The 26,544-nt window shown below is 72.2% G+C and carries 24 protein-coding genes, 1 pseudogene and 1 riboswitch; of the genes and pseudogenes, 9 read left to right on the plus strand and 16 right to left on the minus strand.

Annotation, left to right across the window (positions count from 1 at the left end):
• Positions 1 to 48: 48 nt before the first annotated feature.
• The gene (locus QIT00_RS16530) at positions 49 to 1,470 is read right to left on the minus strand and encodes a peptidase C39 family protein (protein WP_282536036.1); all 1,422 of its coding nucleotides are present in this window, start codon (positions 1,468 to 1,470) and stop codon (positions 49 to 51) included.
• A gap of 222 nt (positions 1,471 to 1,692) precedes the next feature.
• Between QIT00_RS16530 and QIT00_RS16535 the strand changes: the two genes are divergently transcribed.
• Both QIT00_RS16535 and QIT00_RS16540 read left to right on the plus strand, forming a co-directional pair.
• The gene (locus tag QIT00_RS16535; protein WP_282536037.1) at positions 1,693 to 2,343 is read left to right on the plus strand and encodes a uridine kinase family protein; all 651 of its coding nucleotides are present in this window, start codon (positions 1,693 to 1,695) and stop codon (positions 2,341 to 2,343) included.
• A 355-nt stretch (positions 2,344 to 2,698) separates the two neighbouring features.
• A complete protein-coding gene (locus QIT00_RS16540) occupies positions 2,699 to 4,558 on the plus strand; it encodes an AAA family ATPase (protein ID WP_282536038.1) in 1,860 nt (619 codons plus the stop codon).
• Between the two features lie 120 nt (positions 4,559 to 4,678).
• Here QIT00_RS16540 and QIT00_RS16545 read toward each other — a convergent pair whose 3' ends face one another.
• From QIT00_RS16545 to ribD, 10 genes are all read right to left on the minus strand, one after another.
• Positions 4,679 to 5,761 (minus strand): hemolysin family protein, encoded by a 1,083-nt coding sequence (locus tag QIT00_RS16545; protein WP_282536039.1) that lies wholly within the window; start codon positions 5,759 to 5,761, stop codon positions 4,679 to 4,681.
• Entirely contained in the window at positions 5,758 to 7,116 is a 1,359-nt protein-coding gene (locus QIT00_RS16550; protein WP_282536040.1) for a hemolysin family protein, read from the minus strand. The genes QIT00_RS16545 and QIT00_RS16550 overlap by 4 nt, the downstream gene beginning before the upstream one ends.
• Before the next feature lie 273 nt (positions 7,117 to 7,389).
• Positions 7,390 to 7,836 (minus strand): PH domain-containing protein, encoded by a 447-nt coding sequence (locus tag QIT00_RS16555; protein WP_282536041.1) that lies wholly within the window; start codon positions 7,834 to 7,836, stop codon positions 7,390 to 7,392.
• 28 nt (positions 7,837 to 7,864) lie between these two features.
• Positions 7,865 to 8,713, minus strand: coding sequence for an ATP phosphoribosyltransferase (hisG, locus tag QIT00_RS16560; RefSeq protein ID WP_282536042.1), 849 nt, complete (start codon positions 8,711 to 8,713; stop codon positions 7,865 to 7,867).
• 47 nt (positions 8,714 to 8,760) lie between these two features.
• Positions 8,761 to 9,033: a phosphoribosyl-ATP diphosphatase gene (locus tag QIT00_RS16565; RefSeq protein WP_282536043.1), complete on the minus strand. Its 273-nt coding sequence runs from the start codon at positions 9,031 to 9,033 to the stop codon at positions 8,761 to 8,763.
• A 35-nt stretch (positions 9,034 to 9,068) separates the two neighbouring features.
• Positions 9,069 to 9,554 carry a 6,7-dimethyl-8-ribityllumazine synthase gene (gene ribH, locus QIT00_RS16570; protein ID WP_282536044.1) on the minus strand — a complete coding sequence of 162 codons (486 nt, stop codon included), beginning with the start codon at positions 9,552 to 9,554 and terminating at the stop codon, positions 9,069 to 9,071.
• 46 nt (positions 9,555 to 9,600) lie between these two features.
• On the minus strand, positions 9,601 to 10,869 hold the full coding sequence (locus tag QIT00_RS16575) for a bifunctional 3,4-dihydroxy-2-butanone-4-phosphate synthase/GTP cyclohydrolase II (RefSeq protein WP_282536045.1): 1,269 nt from the start codon (positions 10,867 to 10,869) through the stop codon (positions 9,601 to 9,603).
• Complete coding sequence (locus QIT00_RS16580; protein WP_282536046.1) at positions 10,866 to 11,516, minus strand: nicotinamide mononucleotide transporter family protein; 651 nt, start codon at positions 11,514 to 11,516, stop codon at positions 10,866 to 10,868. Before QIT00_RS16580 ends, QIT00_RS16575 begins: the two co-directional genes overlap by 4 nt.
• The gene (locus QIT00_RS16585; protein WP_282536047.1) at positions 11,513 to 12,175 is read right to left on the minus strand and encodes a riboflavin synthase; all 663 of its coding nucleotides are present in this window, start codon (positions 12,173 to 12,175) and stop codon (positions 11,513 to 11,515) included. Before QIT00_RS16585 ends, QIT00_RS16580 begins: the two co-directional genes overlap by 4 nt.
• Position 12,176: 1 nt before the next feature.
• Positions 12,177 to 13,268 carry a bifunctional diaminohydroxyphosphoribosylaminopyrimidine deaminase/5-amino-6-(5-phosphoribosylamino)uracil reductase RibD gene (gene ribD / locus QIT00_RS16590; RefSeq protein WP_282536048.1) on the minus strand — a complete coding sequence of 364 codons (1,092 nt, stop codon included), beginning with the start codon at positions 13,266 to 13,268 and terminating at the stop codon, positions 12,177 to 12,179.
• Positions 13,269 to 13,420: 152 nt separating this feature from the next.
• Positions 13,421 to 13,551: riboswitch (FMN riboswitch) on the minus strand.
• Between the two features lie 206 nt (positions 13,552 to 13,757).
• On the opposite strand from ribD, the pseudogene QIT00_RS16595 reads away from it, so the two are divergent.
• From QIT00_RS16595 to QIT00_RS16605, 3 genes and pseudogenes are all read left to right on the plus strand, one after another.
• Positions 13,758 to 14,000, plus strand: a pseudogene (locus tag QIT00_RS16595) (sigma factor); the annotation flags it as partial.
• A gap of 247 nt (positions 14,001 to 14,247) precedes the next feature.
• Positions 14,248 to 14,811: a sigma factor-like helix-turn-helix DNA-binding protein gene (locus QIT00_RS16600; RefSeq protein WP_282536049.1), complete on the plus strand. Its 564-nt coding sequence runs from the start codon at positions 14,248 to 14,250 to the stop codon at positions 14,809 to 14,811.
• Positions 14,812 to 14,914: 103 nt separating this feature from the next.
• Positions 14,915 to 15,655 (plus strand): SDR family oxidoreductase, encoded by a 741-nt coding sequence (locus QIT00_RS16605; RefSeq protein WP_282536050.1) that lies wholly within the window; start codon positions 14,915 to 14,917, stop codon positions 15,653 to 15,655.
• A gap of 197 nt (positions 15,656 to 15,852) precedes the next feature.
• On the opposite strand, the gene QIT00_RS16610 is transcribed toward QIT00_RS16605, so the two are convergent.
• The gene (locus QIT00_RS16610; RefSeq protein ID WP_282536051.1) at positions 15,853 to 17,019 is read right to left on the minus strand and encodes an ROK family transcriptional regulator; all 1,167 of its coding nucleotides are present in this window, start codon (positions 17,017 to 17,019) and stop codon (positions 15,853 to 15,855) included.
• 141 nt (positions 17,020 to 17,160) lie between these two features.
• On the opposite strand from QIT00_RS16610, the gene QIT00_RS16615 reads away from it, so the two are divergent.
• From QIT00_RS16615 to QIT00_RS16630, 4 genes are all read left to right on the plus strand, one after another.
• On the plus strand, positions 17,161 to 18,414 hold the full coding sequence (locus QIT00_RS16615) for an MFS transporter (RefSeq protein ID WP_282536052.1): 1,254 nt from the start codon (positions 17,161 to 17,163) through the stop codon (positions 18,412 to 18,414).
• 38 nt (positions 18,415 to 18,452) lie between these two features.
• Positions 18,453 to 19,829 carry a uracil-xanthine permease family protein gene (locus QIT00_RS16620; protein ID WP_282536053.1) on the plus strand — a complete coding sequence of 459 codons (1,377 nt, stop codon included), beginning with the start codon at positions 18,453 to 18,455 and terminating at the stop codon, positions 19,827 to 19,829.
• A gap of 79 nt (positions 19,830 to 19,908) precedes the next feature.
• Positions 19,909 to 20,565 carry a DUF5995 family protein gene (locus QIT00_RS16625; protein ID WP_282536054.1) on the plus strand — a complete coding sequence of 219 codons (657 nt, stop codon included), beginning with the start codon at positions 19,909 to 19,911 and terminating at the stop codon, positions 20,563 to 20,565.
• A 93-nt stretch (positions 20,566 to 20,658) separates the two neighbouring features.
• Positions 20,659 to 21,591, plus strand: coding sequence for an LLM class F420-dependent oxidoreductase (locus tag QIT00_RS16630; protein WP_282536055.1), 933 nt, complete (start codon positions 20,659 to 20,661; stop codon positions 21,589 to 21,591).
• A gap of 45 nt (positions 21,592 to 21,636) precedes the next feature.
• Here the strand turns inward: QIT00_RS16630 and QIT00_RS16635 are convergent, their stop codons facing one another.
• From QIT00_RS16635 to QIT00_RS16650, 4 genes are all read right to left on the minus strand, one after another.
• On the minus strand, positions 21,637 to 23,328 hold the full coding sequence (locus tag QIT00_RS16635) for a flavin monoamine oxidase family protein (protein ID WP_282536056.1): 1,692 nt from the start codon (positions 23,326 to 23,328) through the stop codon (positions 21,637 to 21,639).
• Positions 23,329 to 23,381: 53 nt separating this feature from the next.
• The gene (locus QIT00_RS16640) at positions 23,382 to 24,191 is read right to left on the minus strand and encodes a carbon-nitrogen hydrolase family protein (protein ID WP_282536057.1); all 810 of its coding nucleotides are present in this window, start codon (positions 24,189 to 24,191) and stop codon (positions 23,382 to 23,384) included.
• Between the two features lie 366 nt (positions 24,192 to 24,557).
• Positions 24,558 to 25,010: an Lrp/AsnC family transcriptional regulator gene (locus tag QIT00_RS16645; RefSeq protein ID WP_282536058.1), complete on the minus strand. Its 453-nt coding sequence runs from the start codon at positions 25,008 to 25,010 to the stop codon at positions 24,558 to 24,560.
• 10 nt (positions 25,011 to 25,020) lie between these two features.
• Positions 25,021 to 26,532 carry an amino acid permease gene (locus QIT00_RS16650; protein ID WP_282536059.1) on the minus strand — a complete coding sequence of 504 codons (1,512 nt, stop codon included), beginning with the start codon at positions 26,530 to 26,532 and terminating at the stop codon, positions 25,021 to 25,023.
• Positions 26,533 to 26,544 lie beyond the last annotated feature (12 nt).

Consider the following 26,544-nt stretch of genomic DNA (forward strand, 5'->3'; position numbering starts at 1 on the left):
CCGGCCGGGGCGAGCTCCGCCCGGGCCGGGCCGTTCCGCGCGAGAGGGTTACCGGATCCCCAGCTCCCGCAGCACGCTCCGCTGGGAGTCGCTCAGGCGAGCCGGGAAGTACAGGTAGCAGACCCCGCCCGTCCCGGACACCACCTTGCCGTCGGCGTTGTGGCGCTTGGTGCGGAGCCAGATGTTCTCCCACTCGCGGCGCTGGTAGACGCGGCGGACCGCCTCGTTGTCGTCCGAGGCCGGGTCGTTGGCGATCACGTCGCCGTCCTTCGTGAAGCCGATCACCGTCATCAGGTGGCCCGCCGTGCCGTAGCCCGCGCCGGTCAGTTCCTTCTCCAGGAACGACTGCGACGTGATGGCCGGGATGCCCGCCTCGATCAGCTTCTCCAGATCCGTGAGCGAGCCGAGGCGGGTGACGACGGCCTGCATGTCGTCGTACGTCGCGGCGTAGGCGGCGTTGAACGGCCAGTTGCCGCAGCCCTCGTACTGGTAGTCGTACGTGAAGCGGGCCGCGTGGCAGACCTGCGGGTCGGCGAAGTCAGGGTTCACCCAGGCCAGTTGGTCGGCGGTGGGCCTGCGGCCCCAGAACTCCAGGATCATCTGCGAGGAGGTCGGGCTGCACCAGGCCTCGCCGCCGTTGTCGTACTCCGGGTACTGGCCGATGTGGGTGTTCTGCGAGTAGCGCGGAACCTTCAGCTCCTTGGCGAGGCCCGGCTCGGACGCGGGCACCGTGAAGCGGTCAGGGACGTCCGAGCCCATCGCGCCGAGCCGCCACACGCGCGGCGTGGCCGTGCCGCCCGGCTTGCGGTAGAGGGTCAGGCGCAGTTCGTACGAGGCGACGCGCAGGCCCTTGGACGGGTCGTCGACGGAGAGCGTGTCCGTCCAGACGGAGGTCTTGCCGTCCTTCTGGCCGTCGACGGAGGTGCGGCGGATCGTGCCGGTGTCGCCCTCGCGGTCGTCGCCGGAGGTCCAGCGGCCCATCACGTACCACGGGCTGCGCTTGCCGTCGCTGTACCGCGCGCGCAGCTGGATCTGCAGCCAAGTCCCGGACGGCGTACGGGCGTTCCACGAGGCGATGGCCTCGGTGGCGGGCACGGACAGCGTGTGCGCGGGGCTCGTCCAGACCGCGTACTCCCAGGTCGCCGTCCTGCCGGTGTGCGGGTCGGCGTAGTTGACGGTGCCCGCGGGGGTGCCGATCTCGATGCCGGGGCGGGCACCGGCGACGGCCCGCGTGCCGTTGTGGGCGCCCGCGCTCCAGTCGGCGTACGAGGACCAGAAGCGGTTGTCGACCCTGCGGGACGGGGCCTTCGGGCGCGGGCGGGCGGCGGGGCGGCCGGCGGCGCCGGGGTCGGAGGCGGCGGCCGCCGTGGCGGCTACCGCTCCGCCCGCCGCGACCGCCACCGCGGCGGCGAGCACGGACCTGCGGGTGGTGGATCGGGAGGATCCGGAGGATCCGGAAGAGTCAGCCATGGTGTGGGGCCCCCAGTCGAGTCGCGCGTCGTGCCTTGCCTCCGGACGGCCCGCGTCCGGCGGCGTACGAGGAGACGGCGGAAACATGACAACGACGCCCACTATCTCCGCAGACGACGGCCCGTGCCAGCACTTCGGGGCGCGCGCCCGGGCCAATATTGGCGTGGACCACTGGAACGGCCTGCGGATGCCCGTTTCGGGGCGCGCCGTAGCCTTGAGGCGATGAACCACAGCCCCGAGGCCATCGACGGTCTCACCCGCCTCGCCCGCACCCTGCGCGCCCTCCCGCCGTCCTGCGGGCCGGTCCGTCTCGTCGGCGTCGACGGGCACGCCGGCTCCGGCAAGTCGACCTTCGCAGCCCGGCTCGCCGCGGCGCTCGGCGGGGCGCCCGTGCTCGCCCTCGACGACGTCCGGAGCCACGCCGAACTCTTCGACTGGACCGACCGGTTCCGGCGCCAGGTGCTCGACCCGCTCTCCGAAGGGCGCACGGCGCGCGTCCCGGCGTACGACTGGAACACGCGCCGGTTCGACGCGGAGATGCGCCTGCCGGCCGCGCCCGTCGTCCTCATCGAGGGTGTCGGTGCCGGTCGGCGGGAGCTCAGGCCGTGGCTGGCGTGGCTGTGCTGGATGGACCTGGCACACGGCGAGGCGTGGGCGCGCGGGCGCGGCCGGGACGGTTCGGCGCAGCGGGAGTTCTGGGACGGCTGGGAGCGGGCCGAGCGTCGGCATTTCGCCGAAGACCCCACGCGGCCCTGCGCGGACACCTTGGTACGGCAGGGACCGGAGGGGTACGTGGTGCTGCCGGGACACCGGGCACCACGTCCGTCACCCCAAGCCATTACAGACCGTGACGACCCTTCGGCGGTCCGCTGAGCCCCCGGAAAACCGCTTCCGCGAGTACGCCAACTCTGCTTGACCCAAAGGCCGTACAGGACTTACGTTCTCAATGTGCGGTTCTTCGGACCGCCCCGCAGACGCGAAGCCCCCGGTTGTTCCCCCGTGATCGGGGGCTTCGTTCTGCCCTTTGTCCCTTTCGCGTCCCCACCTTGACGCAAATCGATCACCCTCGGTCACCGTGTGTGAGTCGCCCTCAAGTGCCCCTGTTCCGGGCCCCCTTCGGGCCGCGGAGTGCTGCCGCACCCTTCGGTCGAGGGCTCCTGCGCAGGTACGATGCTCAGCGGTGCGACCTTGCGGACGGCGCTCGGTGCGGGGGTTTGTGGGGTACGGAATGGACTTCGGCACGCAGGGCGCGTCGGCCCCGGCCGACCTGGCCTGGCTGCGCGGCGTGGACGCCTACACCATGGGGGCCTACCCGCAGGCCGAGGAGGAGTTCCGGGCGGCCGTCCGCCTCGACCCCGGCATGGCCGACGGCTGGCTCGGCCTGCACGCCCTGCGCATCGACACGACGACGGCGCTCCTGCACATGCACCGGCACCGCGACCGCTTCGGCGAGCAGCGCACCCGCCACCGCCGCACCCTCAACTCCTGGTACTGGCTGGGCTGGTGGGTCCAGCCGGTGCTCGAATCCGGTCGCGACCTGCTGCTCGCGTACGCCTCGCACTGGCTGGACGGCCGCCATGTCCCCGAGCTCGACCGCGCCCTCGCCGGCCTCCCGCCGATCGACACCGACCCCCAGGTCCGCTTCCTGCACGCCTGCCGCGCCTATCTCGTCAAGGACTGGGAGCAGCTCGTACGCCACACCGACCCGCTGACCGACGACCCGGTGCTCGGCATCGAGGCGGGCCTCTTCGGCGGGATGGCGCGGGTGCGCCTGGAGATGTACGGGCAGGCCGAGCCGCTGCTCTCGGCCGCCCTGATGCGCTGCCGCAGCGAACAGCCCCAGCGCAAGGAGCTGCGCTACTGGCTCGCCCGCGCGCACGAGGGCACCGGCCGCAGCGCCGCGGCGCTCCCCCTGTACCGGGCCGTGCACCGCGTCGACGCCTCGTTCATGGACACCTCGGCGAGGCTCGCGGCGATCGCCGAGTACGACGGTTTCGACGGCGGGGACGACGGCAGCGACCTGGCCGCCGTGCCGTTCGCCGGGCCGGGCCAGGACCTGGCGGACGTGCCGGAGGCGCTCGACTACGGGGCCGAGGGGCTCGACGTGAAGATCGGCCCGGAGCCCGACGGCCCGGCGGCGCCCCCGCCCGCCTCGGTCCGCGAGAAGGCCGTACTCCCCGTCCCCGCACCGCAGTTGCCCACTGGCCCCGCCGATCCCGTACTGCTCCGGGAGGCGCTGGCCGAGCTGGAGCGGATGGTCGGGCTCGACCCGGTGAAGCGGCAGGTCAAGGCGCTCTCCGCGCAGCTGCGGATGGCCCGCCTGCGCGCCGGTCAGGGACTGCCCGTGCAGCCGCCGAAACGGCACTTCGTCTTCTCCGGCCCCTCCGGAACCGGCAAGACGACCGTGGCCCGCATCCTCGGCCGGGTCTTCTACGCGCTCGGGCTGCTCGGCGGCGACCACCTGGTGGAGGCCCAGCGCGCGGATCTCGTCGGCGAATATCTGGGCCAGACCGCCGTCAAGGCCAACGAGCTGATCGACTCGGCCCTCGGCGGCGTCCTCTTCCTCGACGAGGCGTACGCCCTGTCCAACTCCGGCTACAGCAAGGGCGATGCGTACGGCGACGAGGCGCTGCAAGTGCTGCTCAAGCGGGCCGAGGACAACCGCGACCACCTCGTGGTGATCCTCGCGGGCTACCCCGAGGGCATGGACCGCCTCCTCGCCACCAACCCCGGCCTCTCCTCCCGCTTCACGACCCGCGTCGACTTCCCCTCGTACCGCCCGCTCGAACTCACCGCGATCGGCGAGGTGCTGGCCGCGGAGAACGGGGACGTGTGGGACGAGGAGTCGGTCGAGGAGCTGAAGTCGATCAGCGGGCACGTGGTGGATCAGGGCTGGATCGACGAGCTGGGCAACGGCCGGTTCCTGCGGACGCTGTACGAGAAGTCCTGCGCGTACCGGGATCTCCGGCTCTCGGGGTACCCCGCGGCCCCCTCGCGCGACGATCTCGCGACGCTGCGGTTGCCGGACCTGATGCAGGCGTACGGGGAGGTCCTGGCAGGCCGCCCACCGGGACCGTCGCCCCGCTGACCCCCCTGGGGGCTCCGCCCCCGGCCCCCCGCTCCTCAATCGCCGGAGGGGCTCAATTTTGAGCCCCTCCGGCGATTGAGGAGATTCGGGAAGGGGCGGGGTGGGGAAGGAGCAGCGCCCCTAGCCCGCCACCACCTCCACCACCGTCTCCGCCCGGGGCTCCCCCACCCGTACCAGCGGCACCGCCCGATGTGCCGGGTCGCGTACCTCTCCGACGAGGAGTTCCAGGACGTCCTCCAGCGTGACCAGGCCCAGGACCCGGCCGGACGCGTCCGCGACCTGCGCGAGGTGCGTGGCCGCGCGGCGCATCACCGTCAGGGCGTCGTCCAGCGGGAGTTCGGCGCTGAGCCGGGGCAGCGGGCGCCAGATCTGCTGGGGCACGGCCCGCTCCGGGTCCTCCAGGTCGAGGACGTCCTTCACGTGCAGGTAGCCCATGAACGCGCCGCCCTCCGCGCAGACCGGGAAGCGCGAGTAGCCCGTGCGGACGGTCAGCTCCTCGATCCGGTGCGGTGTGACGGACGGGTCCACGGTGACCAGCGCGGCCCGCGTGAGGAGTACGTCCGTGACCGGGCGGGAGCCGAGCTCCAGGGCGTCCTCCAGGCGTTCCTGCTCGGCCGGTTCGAGGAGCCCCGCCTGCCGGGAGTCCTCGACGAGCTGCCCCAGCTGCACGCTGGTGAAGACCGCCTCCACCTCGTCCTTCGGCTCCACCCCGAACAGCTTGAGCACCAGCCGGGAGCACGCGCCGAGCCCGGCCGTGACCGGGCGGCACAGGCGCGCGAAGGCGACCAGGCCCGGGCTGAGCCACAGCGCGGTCCTCTCCGGCGCGGCCATCGCCAGGTTCTTCGGCACCATCTCGCCGATGACGAGGTGCAGGAAGACGACGACGGCCAGGGCGATCACGTACCCCAGCGGATGGATCAGGCCCTCCGGGACGTGTGCCGCGTGGAAGACGGGCTCCAGGAGGTGCGCGACGGTCGGCTCGGCGACCGCGCCGAGCGTCAACGAGCAGACGGTGATGCCGAACTGGGCGGCGGCCATCATCTGCGGCAGGTTCTCCAGGCCGTACAGGACCTGCTGGGCGCGCTTGCCGTCGAGCGGTTCGATCTGGCTGCGGCGGACCGAGACGAGCGCGAACTCGGCGCCGACGAAGAAGCCGTTGGCGAGCACGAGGAGGACGGCGAAGAGGAGTTGGAGCAAGCTCATCGGACCGCCTCCGCAGTCGTTGCACGAACAGTCGGGGCCGGAGTGGAGACGGGGGCGGTGCGGACGAGCCGGACGCGCTCGGCGCGATAGTGGTCGACCCGGCGCACCGCGAGCTGCCAGCCGGGCAGTTCGGCCCGGTCGCCGGGGGCCGGGATGCGGCCGAGGAGGTCGGCGACGAGTCCGGCGACCGTCTCGTACGGGCCCTCGGGCGCTTCGAGGCCGATCCGGAGCAGGGTGTCGAGGCGGCAGCCGCCGTCGGCCTCCCAGGCGGGTCGGCCGTCCTCGGCCTGGGCGGCGGCGAGTTGGGGCAGGTCGTGTATGTCGTGCTCGTCGCGCACCTCGCCGACCAGCTCCTCGACGATGTCCTCCAGGGTGACGACCCCGGCCGTGCCGCCGTACTCGTCGACGACCACGGCCATCGGCTGCTCGCTGCGCAGCCGCTCCAGGAGGGGCTGTACGGGCAGGGTCTGCGGGACGAGCAGCGGGGGCACCGCTATCCGGCCGACCGGGGCGCGGTGCCGCTCCTGGCCGCGTACGGCGAGGGCGTCCTTGAGGTGGACGACGCCGATGATCTCGTCGATCCGCTCGCGGTAGACGGGGAAGCGGGAGAGGCCGGTGGCGCGGGTGAGGTTGACGACGTCGGCGGCGGTGGCCGAGGCCTGCAGTGCGCTGACCTTCACGCGCGGGGTCATCACGTGCTGCGCGGTGAGCTCGCCGAGGGAGAGGGTGCGCACGAACAGGTCGGCGGTGTCCTCCTCCAGGGCGCCGGCCTCGGCGGAGTGCCGGGCCAGGGAGACCAGCTCGTCGGGGGTCCGGGCGGAGGCCAGCTCCTCGGCGGGCTCGACGCCGAAGGCCCGTACGAGACGGTTGGCGACGGCGTTGAGGCCCGCGATCACCGGGCGGAAGAGCCGGGCGAAGGCGTGCTGCGGTCCGGCCACGAACCGGGCGACCTGCATCGGCCGGGACACCGCCCAGTTCTTCGGGACGAGCTCGCCGATCACCATCTGGACAGCGGACGCGAACAGCATGCCTATGAGGACCGAGACGCCCGGTACGGCGCCGTCCGGCAGGCCGACCGCGGTGAGCGGCCCGGCGAGCAGCTGGGCGAGGGCGGGCTCGGCGAGCATCCCGACGACCAACGAGGTCAGGGTGATGCCGAGTTGGGTGCCGGAGAGCTGGAAGGACAGCTCGCGCAGGGACTTCACGACGCGGCGGGCCCGTCGGTCGCCTGCGGCCGCCGCGCGCTCGGCGTCGGCGCGCTCCACGGTGACGAGGCCGAACTCGGCCGCCACGAAGAAGCCGTTGGCGAGGATCAGCAGGAAGGCCGCCGCGAGAAGCAGCAAAGGGATGGTCATGTCGCCGCCGGCCGGGAGGGGGCGGCGCAGGTACTACAGGACGATCCGTCCATTGCCGGAGTAAGTCACTCCTCGGTTCGCAGGAAAGCCCCGCGGCCGGGACCGGCCCGGGGTGCTGTGGTGCGGGGCGGGGCGCGCTGGGGTCGCCACCGGCACCAGAGTAATCAAGAAGGCCACCGCTGGTGCAGGGACTGGAGCCCGGCGGTGCGGGGCTCCTGCCCCGCACCCGCCGAGGTCATGCGGGTGCCGACGCGATACGCGCGCGGGACCCGTTCAGGTGAGGCCCGCTCCGGTGCCGTGGGCCTCGGCGAGGGCCCGCAGCGTACGGGCGTCGCGGATCGCGCGTTCCTTGGCGATGCCGGGCTGGATGCCCATGGCGGGCAGGCTGGTGCCGTCACTCAGGTTGAGGAACACCCAGGGGTCGCCCGGACGCAGGTTGACCTGGAGGATCTCCGCCCATTCCAGGGTGCGGCGGCTGGCCAGGTTGACGACGGTGACGCCGGACTCGTCGGCCACGACCTTGGGGCGGGCTAGCAGCATGAGCACGCCGAGGAACAGCACGGCCGTGAAGACGAAGCTGGCGCGCTCGCCGGGCGACAGGGTCTCCAGGAGCAGGGCGATGGTCGTGATCACCACGAACGCCGTGACGCCGACGGTGAGCAGCACCGCGCGGGTGCGGCCGGGCCGGAACGTGACGGGCAGCGGGGGCAGTTCGGACATGTGCGGGAATCCGTCGGCTGAGGCGCGGTCAGAGGCGGCAGGCGTGGATGGCGGTGGTGAGGATGGCCCGCGCGCCGAGGTCGTAGAGGTCGTCCATGATGCGCTGGGCGCCCTTCGCGGGAACCATGGCGCGGACGGCGACCCAGCCCTCGTTGTGCAGCGGCGAGACCGTCGGCGACTCCAGGCCCGGGGTGAGGGCGACGGCCTTCTCCAGGTGCTCGGCGCGGCAGTCGTAGTCCATCATCACGTACGTCCGGGCGACCAGGACGCCCTGGAGGCGGCGCAGGAACTGCTGGACCTTCGGGTCGTCGCCGTCGTTGCCCTTGGCGCGGATCACGCAGGCCTCGGACCGCATGATCGGCTCGCCGAAGACCTCCAGGCCCGCGTTGCGCAGCGAGGTGCCGGTCTCGACGACGTCCGCGATGGCGTCGGCGACACCGAGCTCGATGGCCGTCTCCACCGCGCCGTCGAGGTGCACGACGGAGGCCTCCACGCCGCGCTCGTCCAGGTACTTGGCGACGATGCCCTCGTACGAGGTGGCGATGGTGCGGCCCGCGAGGTCCGCGATGTCCTTGACGGCACCGGGCCGGGAGGCGAAGCGGAACGTGGAGCGGGCGAAGCCGAGCGGCAGGATGACCTCGGCCTGTGCGCCGGAGTCGATCAGGAGGTCCTCGCCGGTGACGCCGATGTCGAGCTTGCCGGAGGACACGTAGATCGCGATGTCCTTGGGGCGCAGGTAGAAGAACTCCACCTCGTTGTCCGGGTCGACCGTGACGAGTTCCTTGGACTCCTTGCGCTGCCGGTAGCCGGCCTCATGGAGGATCGCCGACGCAGGTCCTGACAGTGAACCCTTGTTGGGGACGGCGATGCGCAGCATGAGGTCGGCTTCCTTCGCTCTGGAAAAACGGGGTGTGAACGGGTGGATCAGAGGTTGGCGTAGACGTCGTCGAGGGTGATGCCGCGGGCGACCATCATCACCTGTACGTGGTACAGGAGCTGGGAGATCTCCTCGGCGGCGGCTTCCTTGCCCTCGTACTCGGCGGCCATCCAGACTTCGGCGGCCTCCTCGACGACCTTCTTGCCGATCGCGTGTACGCCCTTCTCCACCAGCTCGGCGGTGCGGGACGTGGCGGGGTCGGCGTGGGCGGCCTTGTGCTGGAGCTCGGAGAAGAGCTCCTCGAACGTCTTATTGGACATGGTGATGCTTACTCTACGCGGCCCTTCCGCCCCACTCAGCGCCAGGGCTCGGAGACGGAACGGAGCGTGGTGGCGGTGGCGACGGCCGCGGTGACGGCCTCGTGGCCCTTGTCCTCGCTCGATCCCTCGATGCCTGCGCGGTCCAGGGCCTGCTCCTCGGTGTCGCAGGTCAGCACGCCGAAGCCGACGGGCACGCCGGTGTCGATGGAGACCTGCGTGAGGCCGTTGGTGACTCCCTGGCAGACGTAGTCGAAGTGCGGGGTGCCGCCGCGGATGACGACGCCGAGGGCGACCACCGCGTCGTAGCCGCGCTCCGCGAGGACCTTGGCGACGACCGGGAGCTCGAAGCTGCCGGGCACGCGCAGCAGGGTCGGCTCGTCGATGCCGAGCTCGCGCAGGGCGCGCAGGGCGCCGTCGACGAGTCCGTCCATGACCTGCTCGTGCCACTGGGCCGCGATCACCGCGACTCGCAGGTCGCTGCAGTTCTCCACGCTCAGTACGGGTGCGCCCTTGCCGCTCACGTCTCTCCTCGGGGTGTGCTGTCCGGTGTCTTACGGGTTGCTGGTGCTACTGCGCGTCGAGCCAGGGCAGTTCGTGGCCCATGCGGTCGCGCTTGGTACGCAGGTACGTCAGGTTGTGCTCGCCCGCCTGGACGGGCATCGGCTCACGGCTCGCGACCTTGAGGCCGTGGGCGGTGAGGGCCTGGCTCTTTTCCGGGTTGTTGGTCATCAGGCGCAGGCTGCGCACGCCGAGGTCGGCGAGGATCTGCGCGCCGGCGGCGTAGTCCCGGGCGTCGGCGGGCAGGCCGAGTTCCAGGTTGGCGTCGAGGGTGTCGCGGCCGCGCTCCTGGAGGGCGTACGCGCGCAGCTTGGAGAGCAGGCCGATGCCGCGCCCCTCGTGGCCGCGCAGATAGACGACGACGCCGCGGCCCTCGTCGGTGATGCGCCGCATGGAGGCTTCCAGCTGGGGCCCGCAGTCGCAGCGCAGGGAGTGGAAGACGTCTCCGGTCAGGCACTCGGAGTGGACGCGTACGAGCACGTCCTCGCCGTCGCCGATCTCGCCCTGCACGAGGGCGACGTGCTCGACTCCGTCGACCGAGGAGCGGTAGCCGTACGCGGTGAACTCGCCGTGGGCGGTGGGGAGTCGGACCTCGGCCTCGCGGTGGACGGTGGGCTCGCTGGAGCGGCGGTAGGCGATCAGGTCCTCGATGGAGATGATCGTCAGGCCGTGCTTGCGGGCGAACGGGATCAGCTCGGGCAGGCGGAGCATCGTGCCGTCCTCGCCCGCGATCTCCACGATGGCGCCGGCGGGGCGCAGGCCCGCGAGCCGGGCGAGGTCGACGGCGGCCTCGGTGTGGCCGTCGCGGACGAGGACGCCGCCGGTGCGGGCGCGCAGCGGGAAGATGTGGCCGGGGCGCACGAAGTCGCCCGCCTGGGCGCGGCCGTCGGCGAGGAGCTGGAGGGTGGTGGCGCGGTCGGCGGCGGAGATGCCGGTGGTGACGCCGTGCGCGGGGCCCGCGTCGACGGAGACGGTGAAGGCGGTCCGCATCAGCTCGGTGTTGTGCTCGACCATCTGCGGGAGTTCGAGGCGGTCGAGCTCGTCGGCCTCCATGGGCGCGCAGATCAGGCCGCGGCACTCGCTCATCATGAACGCGATGATCTCGGGCGTCGCCTTCTCGGCGGCGACGACGAGGTCGCCCTCGTTCTCCCGGTTCTCGTCGTCGACCACGACGACCGGGCGGCCGGCCGCGATGTCGGCGATCGCCTGCTCGACGGGGTCCAGGACCAGGTGCTCTTCGCGGACGTCGTCGGCGTACCAGAGAGGTGCGGTGCTCATGCCGTTGCTCCTTCCAGGGCGGGTGCCGTCACGCGGGAGCGCAGCCACCAGTCGCGCATCCCCCACAGGACGAGGGCGAGGTAGATCACGTAGACCAGGCCGGAGAAGGCGAGGCCGCTGTTGAAGGCGAGGGGGACGCCGACGAGGTCGACGAGGAGCCAGGCGAACCAGAACTCCACCAAACCGCGGGCCTGGGCGACCATCGCGACGAGGGTCCCGACGAAGATGTACGCGTCCGCCCAGGGGCTCCAGGACAGGGACGGGTAGGCGGTGAAGAGCCCGCCGACGGCGAGGGTGCCGACGGCCGCGGCGGCGAGGAGCGCGCCGCGCTCCTTCCAGGTGGCGAACCGTACGGCGATGGAGCCGTCCTGGGCCTGCCGCGTGCCGCGGCTCCACTGCCGCCAGCCCCACAGGGCGACGCCGATGACGAGGAGCTGCTTGCCGACGCCGCCGGAGAGCTGCGCGGAGGCGTACGCCCCGACGAGGATCAGGCCGGAGAGGAACTGGGCGGGCCAGGTCCACACCGAGCGGCGCCAGCCGAGGGCGAGGGCGGCGAGCCCGATGGTGTTGCCGATCATGTCGGACCAGATGACGTGCTGGCCGAAGGCGCTGAAGGCCTCGGCGTTCAGCCAGTTCAGGGCGCTCACTTCCCTGCCTCCGGGGCCTTGTCCGCCTCCGGGGCCTTGTCCGCCTCCGGGGCCTTGTCCGCCTCCGCGGCCCGGTCGCCGAGGAGGCGCTCGACGTACTTGGCGATGACGTCCACTTCGAGGTTGACCGGGTCGCCGGGCTGCTTCAAGCCGAGCGTGGTCAGGGCGAGGGTGGTGGGGATGAGGCTGATGGTGAAGTAGTCCGGTCCGGCGTCGACGACGGTGAGGCTGACGCCGTCGACGGTGATGGAGCCCTTCTCCACGACGTACCGGGAGAGCTGGGCGGGCAGGGAGACCTTCACGATCTCCCAGTTCTCGGACGGCTTGCGCTCCTCGATCGTCCCTACACCGTCGACGTGCCCCTGCACGATGTGTCCGCCGAGCCGGGCGCCGACCGCGGTGGGCCGCTCCAGGTTGACCCGGGAGCCCTCGCGGAGCGCGCCGAGGCTGGAGCGGTTCAGTGTTTCGGCCATCACGTCGGCCGTGAACTCGTCGCCCTCGTGCTCCACGACGGTGAGGCAGACCCCGTTGACGGCGATGGAGTCGCCGTGCGCGGCGCCCTGCGTGACGACGGGGCCGCGCAGGCGGAAGCGGGAGGCGTCGCCGAGGTTCTCGACGGCGGTGACCTCACCCAGCTCTTCGACGATTCCGGTGAACACTTCAGCGCTCCTTAGGGGAGGAGGGGGCGGCGGGGACGGCGGTGATGCGGAGATCGGGGCCGATGCGGACGGTCTCGGTGACGTCGAGCCGCAGGGCGTCGGCGATGGTGCTGATTCCGGCCTCGCCGAGGGCGGCGGGGCCCGCGCCGAGCAGGACGGGCGCGAGGTAGCCGACGACGCGGTCGACGGCTCCGGCGGCGACGAACGCACCGGCGAGGGTGGGTCCGCCTTCGAGGAGTACGGAGCGGACGCCGCGCCGGTGGAGGGCGTCGAGGAGGGCGGGGACGGCGAGTCCGGTCCCGGTGCGCGGGAGCCGTACGACGTCGGGGAGTTCGGTGGTCACGTCGTCGGCGACGGCGACGAGGGTGGGGGCCGCGTCGTCCAGGACGCGCGAAGTCGCCGTGACCGCCGTGCCGTTGGTGTCGATGACGACGCGCAGCGGCTGCACCGCGCCCTCGATGCCGCGCACCGCGAGATGCGGGTCGTCGGCCCGCTGCGTGCCGGCGCCGACGACGACGGCGTCCGACTCGGCGCGAAGCCGGTGCACGTCGGCACGGGACTCGGGCGAGGTGATCCAGCGGCTGCTGCGGTCGGCGGCGGCGATACGGCCGTCGAGGGTCGCGGCGTACTTCCAGGTGACGTACGGGCGGCCGGAGTTGACGGAGGTGAGCCAGGCGATGTTGCCCGCGCGGGCCTCGTCCTCCAGGAGTCCCCGCTCGACGTCGACGCCGCCCTCGCGCAGCCGCTGTCCGCCGCCGGTGGCGGCGAGGTCGGGGTCGGGGACGGCGTAGACGACGCGGGCGATGCCTGCGTCGAGGAGGGCCTGGGCGCAGGGACCGGTGCGGCCGGTGTGGTTGCAGGGTTCGAGGGTGACGACGGCGGTGCCGCCGCGGGCCCGGTCTCCGGCGGCGCGCAGGGCGTGCACCTCCGCGTGCGGTCCGCCGGCGCGCTGGTGGTAGCCCTCGCCGACCACGGTCCCGGCGGCGTCGAGGACGACACAGCCGACGACGGGGTTGGGGCTCGTGGCGCCGAGTGCGCGCGCGGCGAGCGTGATCGCCTGCCGCATGGCGGTTGCTTCGGCTGCGGTGGCCACCGGGTCCTCCTGCCTCTTCGGGCACGGACTCCGGGGCCTGTCGATGACGACAGATCTGACGGGCGAGGACCACTGAGCACCGGGGACGCCGGACGACGGCCGTCCTGCCTAGGACGAACCGACGGCGCGGCATACACGGATGTGCCTGCCCGCCGCGCACTGCCTCCCATCCGGACTTTCACCGTCGGTGCAGGAATTTCACCTGCTCAACCGGCCACTGGATGCGGCCGGGTCGCGGACTGTTACCGCCGGTTCGGAATTACACCGACCCCGGAGTGCGCTGCTGCTGTTACACGGTCAGTGTGCCACGGCTGATCGTCACCCATGCGGGCGAAGTGTTGTGGGCTGGCTCACAGGGCGGAGAACGTCCGGACTTCGTCAAGTCGACCCCGATTCCGGACCCCATGGGCCACGGGGGCGCTCTGGCACGCTGTCGCCGTGACGACGACGCCCGCGCTCGCAGCCGAGTTCGAGACCCATCGGCCCCGTATGTTCGCCCTCGCCTACCGTCTGCTCGGCTCCGCCGAGGAGGCCCACGACATGGTGCAGGACGCGTATCTGCGCTGGTCGGGGGCGCGCCGCGAGGACATCGAGCAACCGGCGGCGTGGCTGGCGAAGGTCGTCACCAACCTCTGCGTCAACCGTCTGACGTCGGCGAGGGCCCGCCGCGAGGAGTACGTGGGGCCCTGGCTGCCCGAGCCGGTGGTGAGCGGGTCGGGCGCGCTAGGCCCTGCCTTCAATCTCCCGTCGTCGCCCGAAGGGCGGCCCCGCGGCGTCAGGTGCCTGCTCTCGGCGTGCCGGGCGAAGGGCCTCGTAGCGGAGCTACTTGGGCCTTTGTCCGGTGCGGCGAGTGGGGGTCCCCCCGGCCGAAGGCTGGGGGAGCGTGCATGGCGTCGCGGGGCAGACGGGAGATTGAAGGCAGGGCCTAGGTCCGCTGGACTCGGCGGAGCAGCGGGACTCGGTCTCGACGGCGCTGCTCGTGCTCCTGGAACGGCTGACCCCGGCGGAGCGCGCGGTGTACGTGCTGCGGGAGGCGTTCGCGTACAGCCATCGGGAGATCGCCGGGGTGCTGGACGTCAGCGAGGCCAACTCGCGGCAGCTGTACGGCAGGGCGGTACGGCGGGTGGCGGCGCGGACGCCGCGGTTCGTGCCGCGGCCGGAGCAGCAGCGGGGGCTCGTGGAATCGTTCATCGCGGCGGCGCGCGAGGGCGACGTGGCCGGTCTGGAGAAGCTGCTCGCGGACGATGTGACCTGGTGGGGCGACGGCGGCGGCCGGATCACGGCGGCGCGGCGGCCGATCGAGGGCCGGGAGAAGGTGCTGCGGTTCCTGGCCGGTGCGGCGGAGCGGTTCCTCGTGGGCATCGAGCTTGAGGCCGCGGAGGTCAACGGCTGGACGGCGCTCGTGGCGTACCTGGGCGGCGAGTTGATGGCCGTGGCCTCGTTCGACGTACGGGACGGGGTGATCGCGGACGTGTGGGTCGTGGTCAACCCGGACAAGCTCACGTTCGTACGGCGCCAGTTGGAGGCGGTCGGGCCCCGCTGAAGTTTTTTCGGCGTGGCTGTCACATCCGGGCACGCTCGCCGGTTCTCAGCTGCTGACGGACGCTCCACCCGGGAGCGCCCCACCCCGAAGGGACCCTACGACCATGACCACGATCCTGGTGACCGGCGGCACCGGCACCCTCGGCCGGTGCGTCATCGAGCGGCTGCGGGCGAGCGGCGGCCACGAGGTGCGGGAGCTGAGCCGCCGCTCCGAGCAGTACCCGGTGGACCTGCGGACCGGCGCGGGCCTCGCGGACGCCGTCGCCGGGGCCGAGGTGATCGTGCACTGCGCGAGTACGCAGAAGAGCGGCGGTGCGGACGTGGGAGCCGCGCGCCACCTCATCGACGCGGCCCGCACGGCCGGGGTGCGGCACCTGGTCTACATCTCGATCGTCGGCATCGACCGCGTACCGCTCGGCTACTACCGCACGAAACTGCGGGTGGAGCGACTGATCGAGGAGTCCGGGCTCGGGTTCACGATCCTGCGGACGACCCAGTTCCACGACTTGGCCCTGACGTTCGCACGCGGCCTGACGAAGCTCCCGGTGGCGCTCGCGCCGACGGGGGTACGGCTGCAGCCGGTCGCCGTGGACGAGGTGGCGGGGCGGTTGGTCGAGCTGGCCCTCGGTGATCCGGCGGGGCGTGTTCCGGAGATGGGCGGGCCGGAGGTCCGCACGGTGGACTCCCTCGTACGGGCCTACCTGCACGCCTCCGGCAAGCGCCGCCCTGTTCTCGGCATCCGACTGCCGGGACGGCTGTTCGCTGCGCTGCGGGCGGGGGGTCTGCTGACGCCTGAGCGGGCGGTGGGGCGGGGGACGTTCGAGGAGTTCGTGCGCCGGAACTGACTTTCCCCTCCCCGCCCCTTCCCGAAAGCTTGCAGCGGCTGTCGTTCGTCTGCGGCTGCGTCGCGGCTGGTCGCGCAGTTCCCCGCGCCCCTTTCGGGGCAAATTCAGCCCCTCCGGCGTTTGAGGAGCGGGGGTCCGGGGGCTGGCCCCCGTGCCGACGGCAGTCTTTCGGGAAGGGGCGGGGCGGGGGAAAAGCACTACGCCCCGCCGAACAACTCCTCCTGCACTGCCGCCCGCGCAGCAAACAACGCCCCCAGCAGCACCCCCGTACTCCCCAACTCCCCCGCCCTGACCTCCGTCGCCAGCGGGGACAGAGACGCCAGCCGGTGCTGTACGCGAGCGGCCAGCGCGTCGCCGCCCGCGTGGCCGAGGGCGCCGCCGAGCACGACGCAGCCCGGGTCGAGCACGGCGATCGCGGCGGCGGCGCCGAGGGCCAGGCGTTCGGCGTACGCGTCCAGGAGTTCCGTGCTGCGCCGGGCGAGGACGCTCGCCGCCGCCTGTTCCGGCCCGGCCGCGTCCGGGTCCGGGTCCACCGACAGGCCGTGCCGCGCGGCGAGCTCGGTGACCGCGGCCGAGCCGACCAGGGAGTGGAAGCCGCCGCCGCAGTCCGTGGCGGACGGCAGCCCCGCCGTGCCCGGTACGGGCAGGAAGCCGATCTCGCCCGCGCCGCCGGACGCGCCCCGGCGCAGCTTCCCGTCGAGGACGACCGCGGCGCCCACCCCGTGGCCGAGCCACAGGTAGACGAACGTGTCCCGGTCGCGGGCCGCGCCCGCGCGCTGCTCGGCGACGGCGGCGAGGTTGGTCTCGTTCTCCACCAGGACGGTGGCGGGGAGTTCCTGCTGCAGGGCGGCGACGAGCCGGCGGTGCCAGGCGGGCAGCCCGGTGTCGCGCAGCTCGCCCGTGCCCGGGTCGATCAGGCCCGGCGCGCCCACGGCCACGCTGTGCAGCGGCCCCGCCCCGGCCTCGCGCGCGGTGCGGTCGAGGAGGGCGACGGCTTGGTCGACGGCCGGTTCGGTGCCGAGCGCGGCGTCCACGGTGAGGGCGGCCTCGGCGAGGACCGTGCCGAGCAGGTCGGCGACGGCGACGCGGACGCTGTCGGTGCGCACGTCGAGGGCGGCGAGGTGCGCGCGGTCGGCGACTATCCCGTACAGCCGGGCGTTGGGGCCGCGGCGCTGGGCGCCCGCCTCGCCGACGACGGTGATGAGTCCGGCACCCCGCAGCCGCTCCACGAGGTCGGCGACCGTCGGCCGGGACAGGCCCGTCTGCTGTTTGAGCTGCCCGGCGGTCAACGGGCCCTGCTCCTGGAGGAGTTGGAGCGCGAGGCGGTCGTTGATGGCGCGGGCGGTGCTCGGGGATGCGGGCATGCCGGGATCCTTCCAGACGTCCTGAACGACGGCGCCGCGAGCGCTCTATTTATCAGGCAGGGTCCCTGATAGTTTACGGCGGCGACGCGTGCAGGCGTGCGGGCAGGCATGCGGGCAGGTATCCCGGGAGGGGCACGCGAGATGAGTGAACCGGACTACGGCACACGGCAGTTGAGGCGCGCGCGGTACGCCGTCGCGGCCGTCTTCTGCGTGCACGGCTCGGTGACGGGCTCGTTCGCGACGCGGGTGCCGTGGATCCAGGAGCACGCCGGTGTGAGCGCCGGGCAGCTCGGACTCGCCCTCGCGTTCCCGGCGATCGGCGCGTCCGTCGCGATGCCGCTCGCGGGCGCCGTCAGCCACCGCTTCGGCGCCCGCGCCGCGCTGCGCGGACTGCTCGCCCTGTGGACGCTCTCCCTGGTGCTGCCCGCGCTCGCCCCGAACCTGGTCACGCTCTGCGCCGCGCTCTTCGTGTACGGGGCGACCTCCGGGATGTCGGACGTCGCGATGAACGCGCTCGGCGTGGAGGTGGAGAACCGGCTGGGCCGCTCGATCATGTCGGGCCTGCACGGCATGTGGTCCACGGGCGCCCTGATCGGTTCGGCGGCGGGCACGCTCGCCGCGCACCTCGGGGCGGACGCCCGGCTGCACCACGCGCTCGCCGCCGGTGTCCTGACCGTGCTCGGCCTGGTGTTCTGCCAGGGCGTGCTCGACCTGCGCTCCACCCCGGACGAGGAGCCGCCGCCGCGCTTCGCGCTGCCGCCGAAGCCGGCCGTGCTCATCGGGCTCGTCGGGTTCTGCGCGGTGTTCGCGGAGGGCGCGAGCCTGGACTGGTCGGCGGTGTACCTGCGGGACGAGCTGGAGACCTCGGCCGGGCTCGCGGCCGCCTGCACGACCGCGTTCGCGCTGACCATGGCGGTGGCACGGATCGCGGGCGACAAGGTGGTCGACCGGTTCGGGGCGGTGCGCACGGTCCGCGTCGGCGGGGTGCTCGCGACCCTCGGCGGCCTCCTGGTGGTGACCTCGGCCCACCCGGCGCAGGCCATGGCCGGATTCGGCTGCCTCGGACTCGGCATCGCCGTCGTCGTACCGCTGGCGTTCGCGGCGGCGGGGCGCAGCGGCGCCAACCCGAGCCTGGCGATCGCGGGCGTCGCGACCATCACGTACACCTCGGGCCTGATCGCCCCCTCGGCGATCGGCGCGATCGCGGACGCGACGTCGCTGGTGGCGTCGTTCGGCCTGGTGACGGCGCTGGCGTTCGGGTTGGTGGTGTTCGCGGGGGTGTTGCGGGGACGCGGACACATCTCAGCCCGTCCGGCGTTTGAGGACGAGCCCGCAGGGCGATCGACGGCCACCCCGGCTCGGGGCGCGGGCGCGACGGACCGCCACCTACCATAGGCCGAGCTCAATCCATGTACAGAAAGTGAACCCCGGCCATGAACCTCGGCGTCCGCTGGAAACTCCACGGCGACGGCCGCACCCCCGCACCGGGCGCCGTGGTCCGCCCCGACGAGCGGCTGTCCTGGCCGCGCACGGCCGGGCTCGGGGCGCAGCACGTGGTCGCGATGTTCGGGGCGTCCTTCGTGGCCCCCGTCCTCATGGGACTCGACCCCAACCTGGCGATCATGATGTCCGGCGTCGCCACGGTCATCTTCCTGCTCGCCACCCGCGGCACCGTCCCGTCGTACCTCGGCTGCTCGCTGTCGTTCGTCGGTGTGGCCGCCGTCGTCCGGGCGCAGGGCGGTTCGAGCGCGACGGTCACGGGCGCCGTGTTCGTGGTCGGTGCGGCGCTGTTCCTCGCGGGTCTCGCGGTGCGGAAGTTCGGGGCGCGGATCATCCACGCCGCGATGCCGCCCATCGTCACGGGCGCCGTCGTGATGCTGATCGGCTTCAACCTCGCGCCGGTCACGGCCACCACGTACTGGCCGCAGGACCAGTGGACCGCGCTGCTCGTGATGCTCTTCACCGGTCTGGCCGTGGTCTGTCTGCGCGGCTTCTGGTCCCGGATCGCGATCTTCCTCGGCCTGATCTTCGGGTACGGGATCTCCTGGCTCTTCGACCGCGTCTTCGGCAAGATCCACTCCCCCGCGGGCGGCGCCGAGGCCGTCGACCACTGGCGGCTCGACCTGTCGGGCGTCGGCAAGGCCGACTGGATCGGGCTCCCCTCCTTCCACGCGCCCAGCTTCGAGTGGTCCGCGATCCTCGTCGCGCTGCCCGTCGTCATCGCCCTGATCGCCGAGAACGCCGGGCACGTGAAGGCCGTCGGCGAGATGACCGGCGACGACCTGGACAGCAAGCTCGGCACCGCGATCTCCGCGGACGGTGCCGCCTCGATGCTCTCCACCGCGGTCGGCGGCCCGCCCAACACCACGTACTCCGAGAACATCGGCGTCATGGCCGCGACCCGCGTCTACTCCACGGCCGCCTACTGGGCCGCCGCCGGCTTCGCCCTGCTCTTCGGCCTGTGCCCCAAGTTCGGCGCGGTCGTGGCGGCCATCCCGGGCGGCGTGCTCGGCGGCATCACCGTCATCCTGTACGGGATGATCGGCCTGCTCGGCGCGCAGATCTGGATCAACGCCAAGGTGGACCTGCGCAATCCGCTGAACCTCGTACCGGCGGCCGCGGGCATCATCATCGGTGTCGGCAACGTGTCGATGAAGTTCACCGACACGTTCGAGCTGAGCGGGATCGCCCTCGGCACGATCGTCGTCATCACCGGCTACCACGCCCTGCGCGCCATGGCCCCCGCCCACCTCAAGACGCAGGAACCACTGCTCGACGAGGGCACGTCCAGGTACGACGCCAAGGGCTGAGGGCCGGTCGTTCCCCCGTTTCGGGGATGCTCGCGGCTCGGTCGGCCGTGGTTCCGGCTCGGCCTGTCACGCTGCGTGCATGGCGCTGTCGGGACAGATCGGGACCGGGACGGTCGAGGCGGAGGCGGTCCGCGCGCGCAGGCGCGCCCCTGATGCGGACGGGCCGCACTCCGACGGGGTGACCGTGTTCCACCGTACGTACCTCGCGGTGACCGAGGAGTCCGCCGAGCCCGCGCCCCTCGAAGTCCGCCTCGCCGAGCGGTACTTCGCGGCGCTCGACGCGGTGCGCCACGGCTACCGCGCCCCGGCGGCCTGGCGCCCGCTGTTCCGGTACCGGCACCACCCCGGCGTACGGCCGCTGCAGTTCGCGCTCGCGGGCCTCAACGCGCACATCGGGTACGACCTGGTGCTCGCCGTGGTCGACGCCTGTCACGGGTCGGGCTGTGAACCGGCCACCGTGGAGGGCGAGTTCGACCGTCTCGGGGACCGCCTGGCCGCCCTGGAGGAGCGGATCGTCGAGGACCTCGCGCCAGACCCGGAGCACCTTCGGATCGCCGACCCGCTGACCCATCTGGTCGGCGGCTGGAACCTGGAGCGGGCCAGGGACGCGGCCTGGTCGGCGGCGCGAGTGCTCTGCGGGCTGCGCGAACTCCCCGATCTCGCCGAGGAGTTCAGGCAGCGCACGGACGCCGGGGCGGGCCTCGTCGGCCACTGCCTGCTGACCCCCTGGCGCTGACCCCCTGGCGCTGACCGCCCGGGACGCGTTAGCTGTACGGGACACCGGTCCCCGCCGGGCCGACCGGTCCGGGACGTACAGGAGGTGCAGCAGATGGTCACGAGGCTGGGACTCGGCCTGCCCCAGATGAAGCAGTACGACATCGGACGCGACATCCCCGCGGTGGCGAAGGCCGCCGAGGAGATCGGGTACGAGAGCCTGTGGGTCTTCGAGCGGGTGCTGTTCCCGACGCCCGCGACGCAGGGCCTGTACGGCGTCGAGGGCCTGCCGTGGCCCGAGCGGTACCGCTCGGTGGCCGACCCGCTGGTCTCCCTGACGCTCGCCGCCACGGCCACCGAACGGGCCCGGCTCGGCACCAGCGTCCTGGTCGCGCCGCTGCACATCCCCTTCGAACTCGCCCGCGCGCTGGCCACGTTGGACGCGGCGAGCGGCGGCCGAGTCGTCGCCGGGCTCGGCACCGGCTGGTCGCACGACGAGTACGCGGCGCAGGGCCTGGCCCCCTTCGAGCGGCGCGGCGCCGTACTCGACGAGACGCTCGACGTGTTCCGCGCGGTGTGGGGCCCCGACCCGGTCGCGTACGAGGGCGAGTGGACGCGGATCGCCCCGGCCGCGGTCGGCCCCAAGCCGGCCCGCCCGATCCCCGTCCATCTGCCCGCGAACGGGCCGCGGGCCGCGCGCCGCCTGGTCGAGCGGGCCGACGGCTGGATGCCGGTCGCGCTCGGCGCCCGCCAACTGGCGGATTCCTGGAAGGAGTTGCGGGACCTGGCCGCCACGGCCGGACGCGAGCGTCCGATCGCGGCGACGGTGCGGGTGAACGCGACGTACAGCCCCCGGCCGTACGAGGGCGAGGGGCGGCGGCCGTTCCAGGGCAGCGTCGAGCAGATCGTCGAGGACCTGGCCGACCATGTGCGGGCCACCGGGATCGAGGAATTCTTCCTCGAACTGCAGGGCCAGACCCGGGACGCGCAGGAGCTGACGGACGTCGCGGCGGCGGTGTACGAGGCGGCGCGGGAGGCGGGCGTCTGACAACCGGCGGAGAGGGGCGGAACCGCCCGCCCCTCCCCCTCGGGGTCAGTCCTCCGGCAGCTCGACCGGCGCGATCTCCTCGTACAGGTCACCCGGACCCGGGTTGGACGCGTCCGTCGTACCGCCGAACTGGTGCATGACACCCCACACGGCGTTCAGCGCGGTCTGCACGGCGCCCTCGGCCCAGCCGGCCGTCCAGGAGATGTCGTCGCCGGCGAGGTAGATGCCGCGCTTGTCCTCGGGCAGGCCGTCCTGCATGAAGTGGGTGAACAGGCGGCGTTGGTAACGGTAGTGGCCGGGCAGGTTCGCCTTGAACGCGCCCATGAAGTACGGCTCGTTCTCCCAGGACACGGTCACCGGGTTGCCGATGATGTGGCGGCGGATGTCGACCTTCGGGTAGATCTCGCCGAGCGACTTCAGCATGACCTCCATCCGCTCGTTCGCGGACAGCGGCAGCCACTTCAGGCTGTCGTCGCACCAGGTGTACGAGAGGCAGATGACGGCGGGCTTGTCCGGGCCGTCGTCGAGGAGGTAGGTGCCTCGCGTCATCCGGTCGGTGAGCGTCATCGACATGACGTCACGCCCGGTGACCTCGTCCTTGTCGAGCCAGAACGGCCGGTCGACGGGCACGAAGAGCTTGGAGCTCTCCATGTAGTGGGTGCGCTCGATGGCGGTCCAGTGGTCGATCGGGAAGAGCGAGTCGTCGCACTCGATCTTGGAGAGCAGCATCCAGGACTGGGCGGTGAAGATCGCGGCACGGTACGTACGGATGTCGCCGCTGGCGTCGGTGACGGTGATGCGGTTGCCCGCGGTGCGGTGCAGCCGGGTCACGGCCGGGCGGGGGGTGCCCTCGTGCAGGGAGGACAGCGAGGTCCCCTGGGCCCAGTGCACGATCTTCTCCGGCTCGCGCCCCCAGAGCCGGAGCGGCAGCTGCTGGCTGCCGCCGACGATGCCGCGGTGGTGGTCGTCGGCCTCGGTGTAGACGACGCGCAGGATCTCCAGGATGGAGTTGGGGAAATCGGTGTCCCAGCCGCCCGTGCCGAAGCCGACCTGGCCGAAGATCTCCCGGTGCCGGAAGGACTTGAACGCCTCGGACTCGCAGAGGAAGCCGTAGAACGTCTGGTTGTCCAGCTTCTCCACCAGGCGGGCCCAGATCTCCCGGATCCTCGGCACGTCCCGCTCGCGCAGCGCCTGGTTCATGTCGGAGAAGTCGGCGCCCTCCTCCAGGCAGGCGTTCCAGGCGTGCATGACGTCCCGGTAGACCTGCGGCAGGTCGTCCACGGTCTCCGCGTAGTGCGACTCGCCCTTGAGGTCGACGACGGTCGAGGGGGTGTCCGGGGCGAGGGGGTTGGGGAACGCCCGCGTCTCCAGGCCGACCAGGTCGATGTAGTGCTGCAGCGCCGTGGAGGACGGCGGGAAGCGCATCGCGCCCATCTCGGCCGTCAGGTCCGTGTCTGTCCCCTCGAACCCGACAGTCCGCAGCCGACCACCGATCTGGTCGGCCTCGTACACGACGGGCTTGAGGCCCATCTTCATCAGCTCGTACGCGGCGACGACACCGGAGAGCCCACCGCCGATCACGGCGACCTCCTGGCCGTGCTCGGTCGCGGGTATCTGCCCGAGCCCGGCCGGGTGCGCGAGGAAGTCGTCGTACGCGTACGGGAAGTCCGGCCCGAACATGGTGATCGGCGGCTGCGCGTCGGTGTGCTGGACGGCGTTGGGCACCGTGGACGTCATGGGGTGGGGACTCCTTGCGCGGAACGAGGGGTGGTACGGGAACGGGGTGCGGGTCAGGCCTGAGTCAGGGGCGCGTACAGGCCGGGGCGGCGGTCCCGCAGATACGGGTTGCCGGCGCGGGACTCGGCGAGGAACGCGGGGTCGACGTCACCGATGACGAGTTCCTCACCGCGCCCGGCCCGCGCCCTGGCGACACCGTCGGGCCCGGCGAGCACGGAGAGCCCGACGAACTCGAACTCCCCTTCCTGGCCTGCCCTGTTGACGTACGCGACGTACATCTGGTTCTCGAAGGCGCGCACCGGCACGAGGGACTCGGCGACGAACTGGAAGGGGTGCATCTGCGCGGTCGGCACCAGCAGCAGGTCGGTCCCGGCGAGGGCGTGCGCCCGTACGTTCTCCGGGAACTCCACGTCGTAGCAGATCAGCGCGCCGATGCGGAGGCCGCCGAGCTCGGCCTGGACGACGGGGGTGTCTCCGGGTGTGAAGTGCTGCTGCTCGAAGCAGCCGAAGAGGTGGGTCTTGCGGTAGTTGAGCAGGGGCGTGCCGTCGGGGCCGATGGCCTGCGCGGAGTTGAACACGCGCTGCCCGTCGCGCTCCGGGTAGCCGTAGAAGACGGCGAGGCCGTGCTGGGCGGCGATCTTCGCGATCGCCTCGCCGGAGGGACCGTCGGCGGTCTCGGCGAGCCTGGGCACATCGTCCCCGATGGCGTACCCGGTCAGGTACATCTCGGGCGCGACGAGAAGGCCCGCCCCCGCTGCTGCGGCCCGCCCGGCGGCTTCATCGAGCACGCGCAGATTCCACGCGACGTCACCGGGCCGTCCAGAACTCTGAAGCAGGGCGGTACGCAGCGGCGACGACGACATGGGCAGACCTCGGGGGCACGGGGGTTGCGGGGACGCAATGACGTTACGGTCGCCGGTGTTGCGGGGACAAGGCGCGACTGTTGCGGGTTGTCGGGGGATCTGTTGCGCCAGTGGGGCCAGCTGCGGCGATTCATTGCGCGAGGCCTTGATGGTCCCCTACCCGCCCCTTCCCGAAAGCCTGCGGCTGAATTTCGCGCCGGAGGGGCGGGTTCTTAAGGGGCGCGGGGAACTGCGCGATCAGCCACGACGGCGCCGCAGCCGAACGACACCGCTCCGCAGGATTTCGGGAAGGGGCGGGGTGGGGAAAGAGAAAGCCCCCGCCCCCACCGGGAGCAACCCGGCAGGGGCGAGGGGCCCCCGGGGGGCCTAAGTAGGCGCCCCCGAGGAAAACCTCCGCATCAGCGGCGAAAGCACCAGCACAGACTTCGTACGCTCCACGAAATGCTCCCCGGCGATCCGCTCAAGCACCCGCTCGAAGTGCCGCATATCGGATGCGAAGACCTGGACGATCGCGTCCGCCTCACCGGTGACGGTGGAGGCGGCCGCGACCTCCGGGTACCGCTCGAGGCCCCGTTTGATGGCCTCGGGCGAAGTGTTCCGCCGGCAGTAGATCTCGATGAACCCCTCGGTCTCCCAGCCGAGCGCCGCCGGGTCCACCCGGACCGTGAAGCCGGTGATGGCCCCGGTCGCGCGGAGCCGGTCCACACGGCGCTTCACGGCCGGTGCGGACAGGCCGACGATCTGGCCGATGTCCGCGAAGGAGCGGCGGGCGTCCTCGGCGAGGGCGTGCACGATACGTTCGTCGAGTTCGTTCAGCACGGCGGGCGGTTCACTTCTCTTGACCTGGTTCCGGACCGGTTTCCTTGGTGAGCGCGACGGCCGCGTCGGCCCCCTGCGTCTGCAGCCGGGAGCGGCGCTGACCGTACCCGAAGTAGATCACGAGGCCGACGGCCATCCACACGCCGAAGACGGTCCAGGTGATCGCGTCGAGGCTGAACATCATCCACACGCAGAAGCCGAAGCCCACCAGCGGGAAGAGCGGCGCGAGCGGCACCCGGAAGGTCCGCTTCATCTCCGGGCGGGTCCGGCGAAGGACGATGACGGCCACGTTGACCAGGGCGAACGCGAAGAGCGTACCGATGCTGGTGGCGTCGGCGAGCTGGCCGAGCGGGATCGCCGCGGCGAGCACGCCGCAGAACAGCGAGACGATCACGGTGTTCACGCGCGGCGTGCCGGTGCGCGGGTTGACCTTGGAGAACGCCTTGGGCACCAGACCGTCGCGGGACATCGCGAAGAGGATGCGGGTCTGGCCGTACAGGACGACGAGCACGACGCTCGCGATGGCGATGACGGCGCCCGCGGCGAGCACGGTGCCCCAGAAGGGCTGGCCGGTGACGTCCTTCATGATCCCGGCGAGCGCGGCCTCGGAGTCGGTGAAGCCCTGCCAGGGGCGGGCGCCGACGGCGACGGCGGCGACGAGGACGTACAGCGCGGTGACGATGACGAGCGAGAGCATGATCGCGCGCGGCAGGTCCCGCTGCGGGTCCTTGGCCTCCTCACCTGCGGTGGAGGCGGCGTCGAAGCCGATGTACGAGAAGAACAGGGTGGCGCCCGCGGCGCTGACACCGGCCATGCCGAGCGGCATGAAGTCGGCGTAGTTGCCGGACTTGAAGCCCTGGATGCCGATCGCGCAGAACAGCAGCAGCGCGGCGATCTTCACGGCGACCATGATCGTGTTGGCGCGCGCCGACTCCTTGGCGCCGCCGAGCAGGAACACCATCGCGAGCAGCACGACGATCAGCGCGGGCAGGTTGAAGATCCCGCCGTCGCCGGGCGGCGCGGAGAGCACGTCCGGGATGGTCACGCCGATGGTGCCGGCGAGGAGTTCGTTCAGGTACTCGCCCCAGCCGACGGCGACGGCCGCGACGGAGACGCCGTACTCCAGGACCAGACACCAGCCGCAGACCCAGGCGACGAGCTCACCCATCGTTGCGTACGCATACGAGTACGAGGAGCCGGAGACGGGGATCGTGCCCGCCAGTTCCGCGTACGAGAGGGCGGAGAAGAGGGCCGTGAGGCCGGCGATCACGAAGGAGAGCGTGACGGCCGGTCCGGCCTTGGGCACGGCCTCGCCGAGGACGACGAAGATGCCGGTGCCGAGGGTCGCACCGATGCTGATCATCGTCAGCTGCCACATGGACAGCGAGCGCCGCAGCGTGCCGCCCTCGCCCTTGCCACCCTCGGCGACCAGCAGTTCCACGGGCTTGCGGCGCATCAGCCGGCCGAGGCCGCTCGGCTGCTGCTGGTCACGTGTCGGCGGGGCGGCGCCTTGGTCGAGCACGGGGGGCTCCTT

It is taken from the genome of Streptomyces luteolus, from assembly GCF_029968015.1.
Classification (GTDB): Bacteria; Actinomycetota; Actinomycetes; order Streptomycetales; family Streptomycetaceae; genus Streptomyces; species Streptomyces luteolus.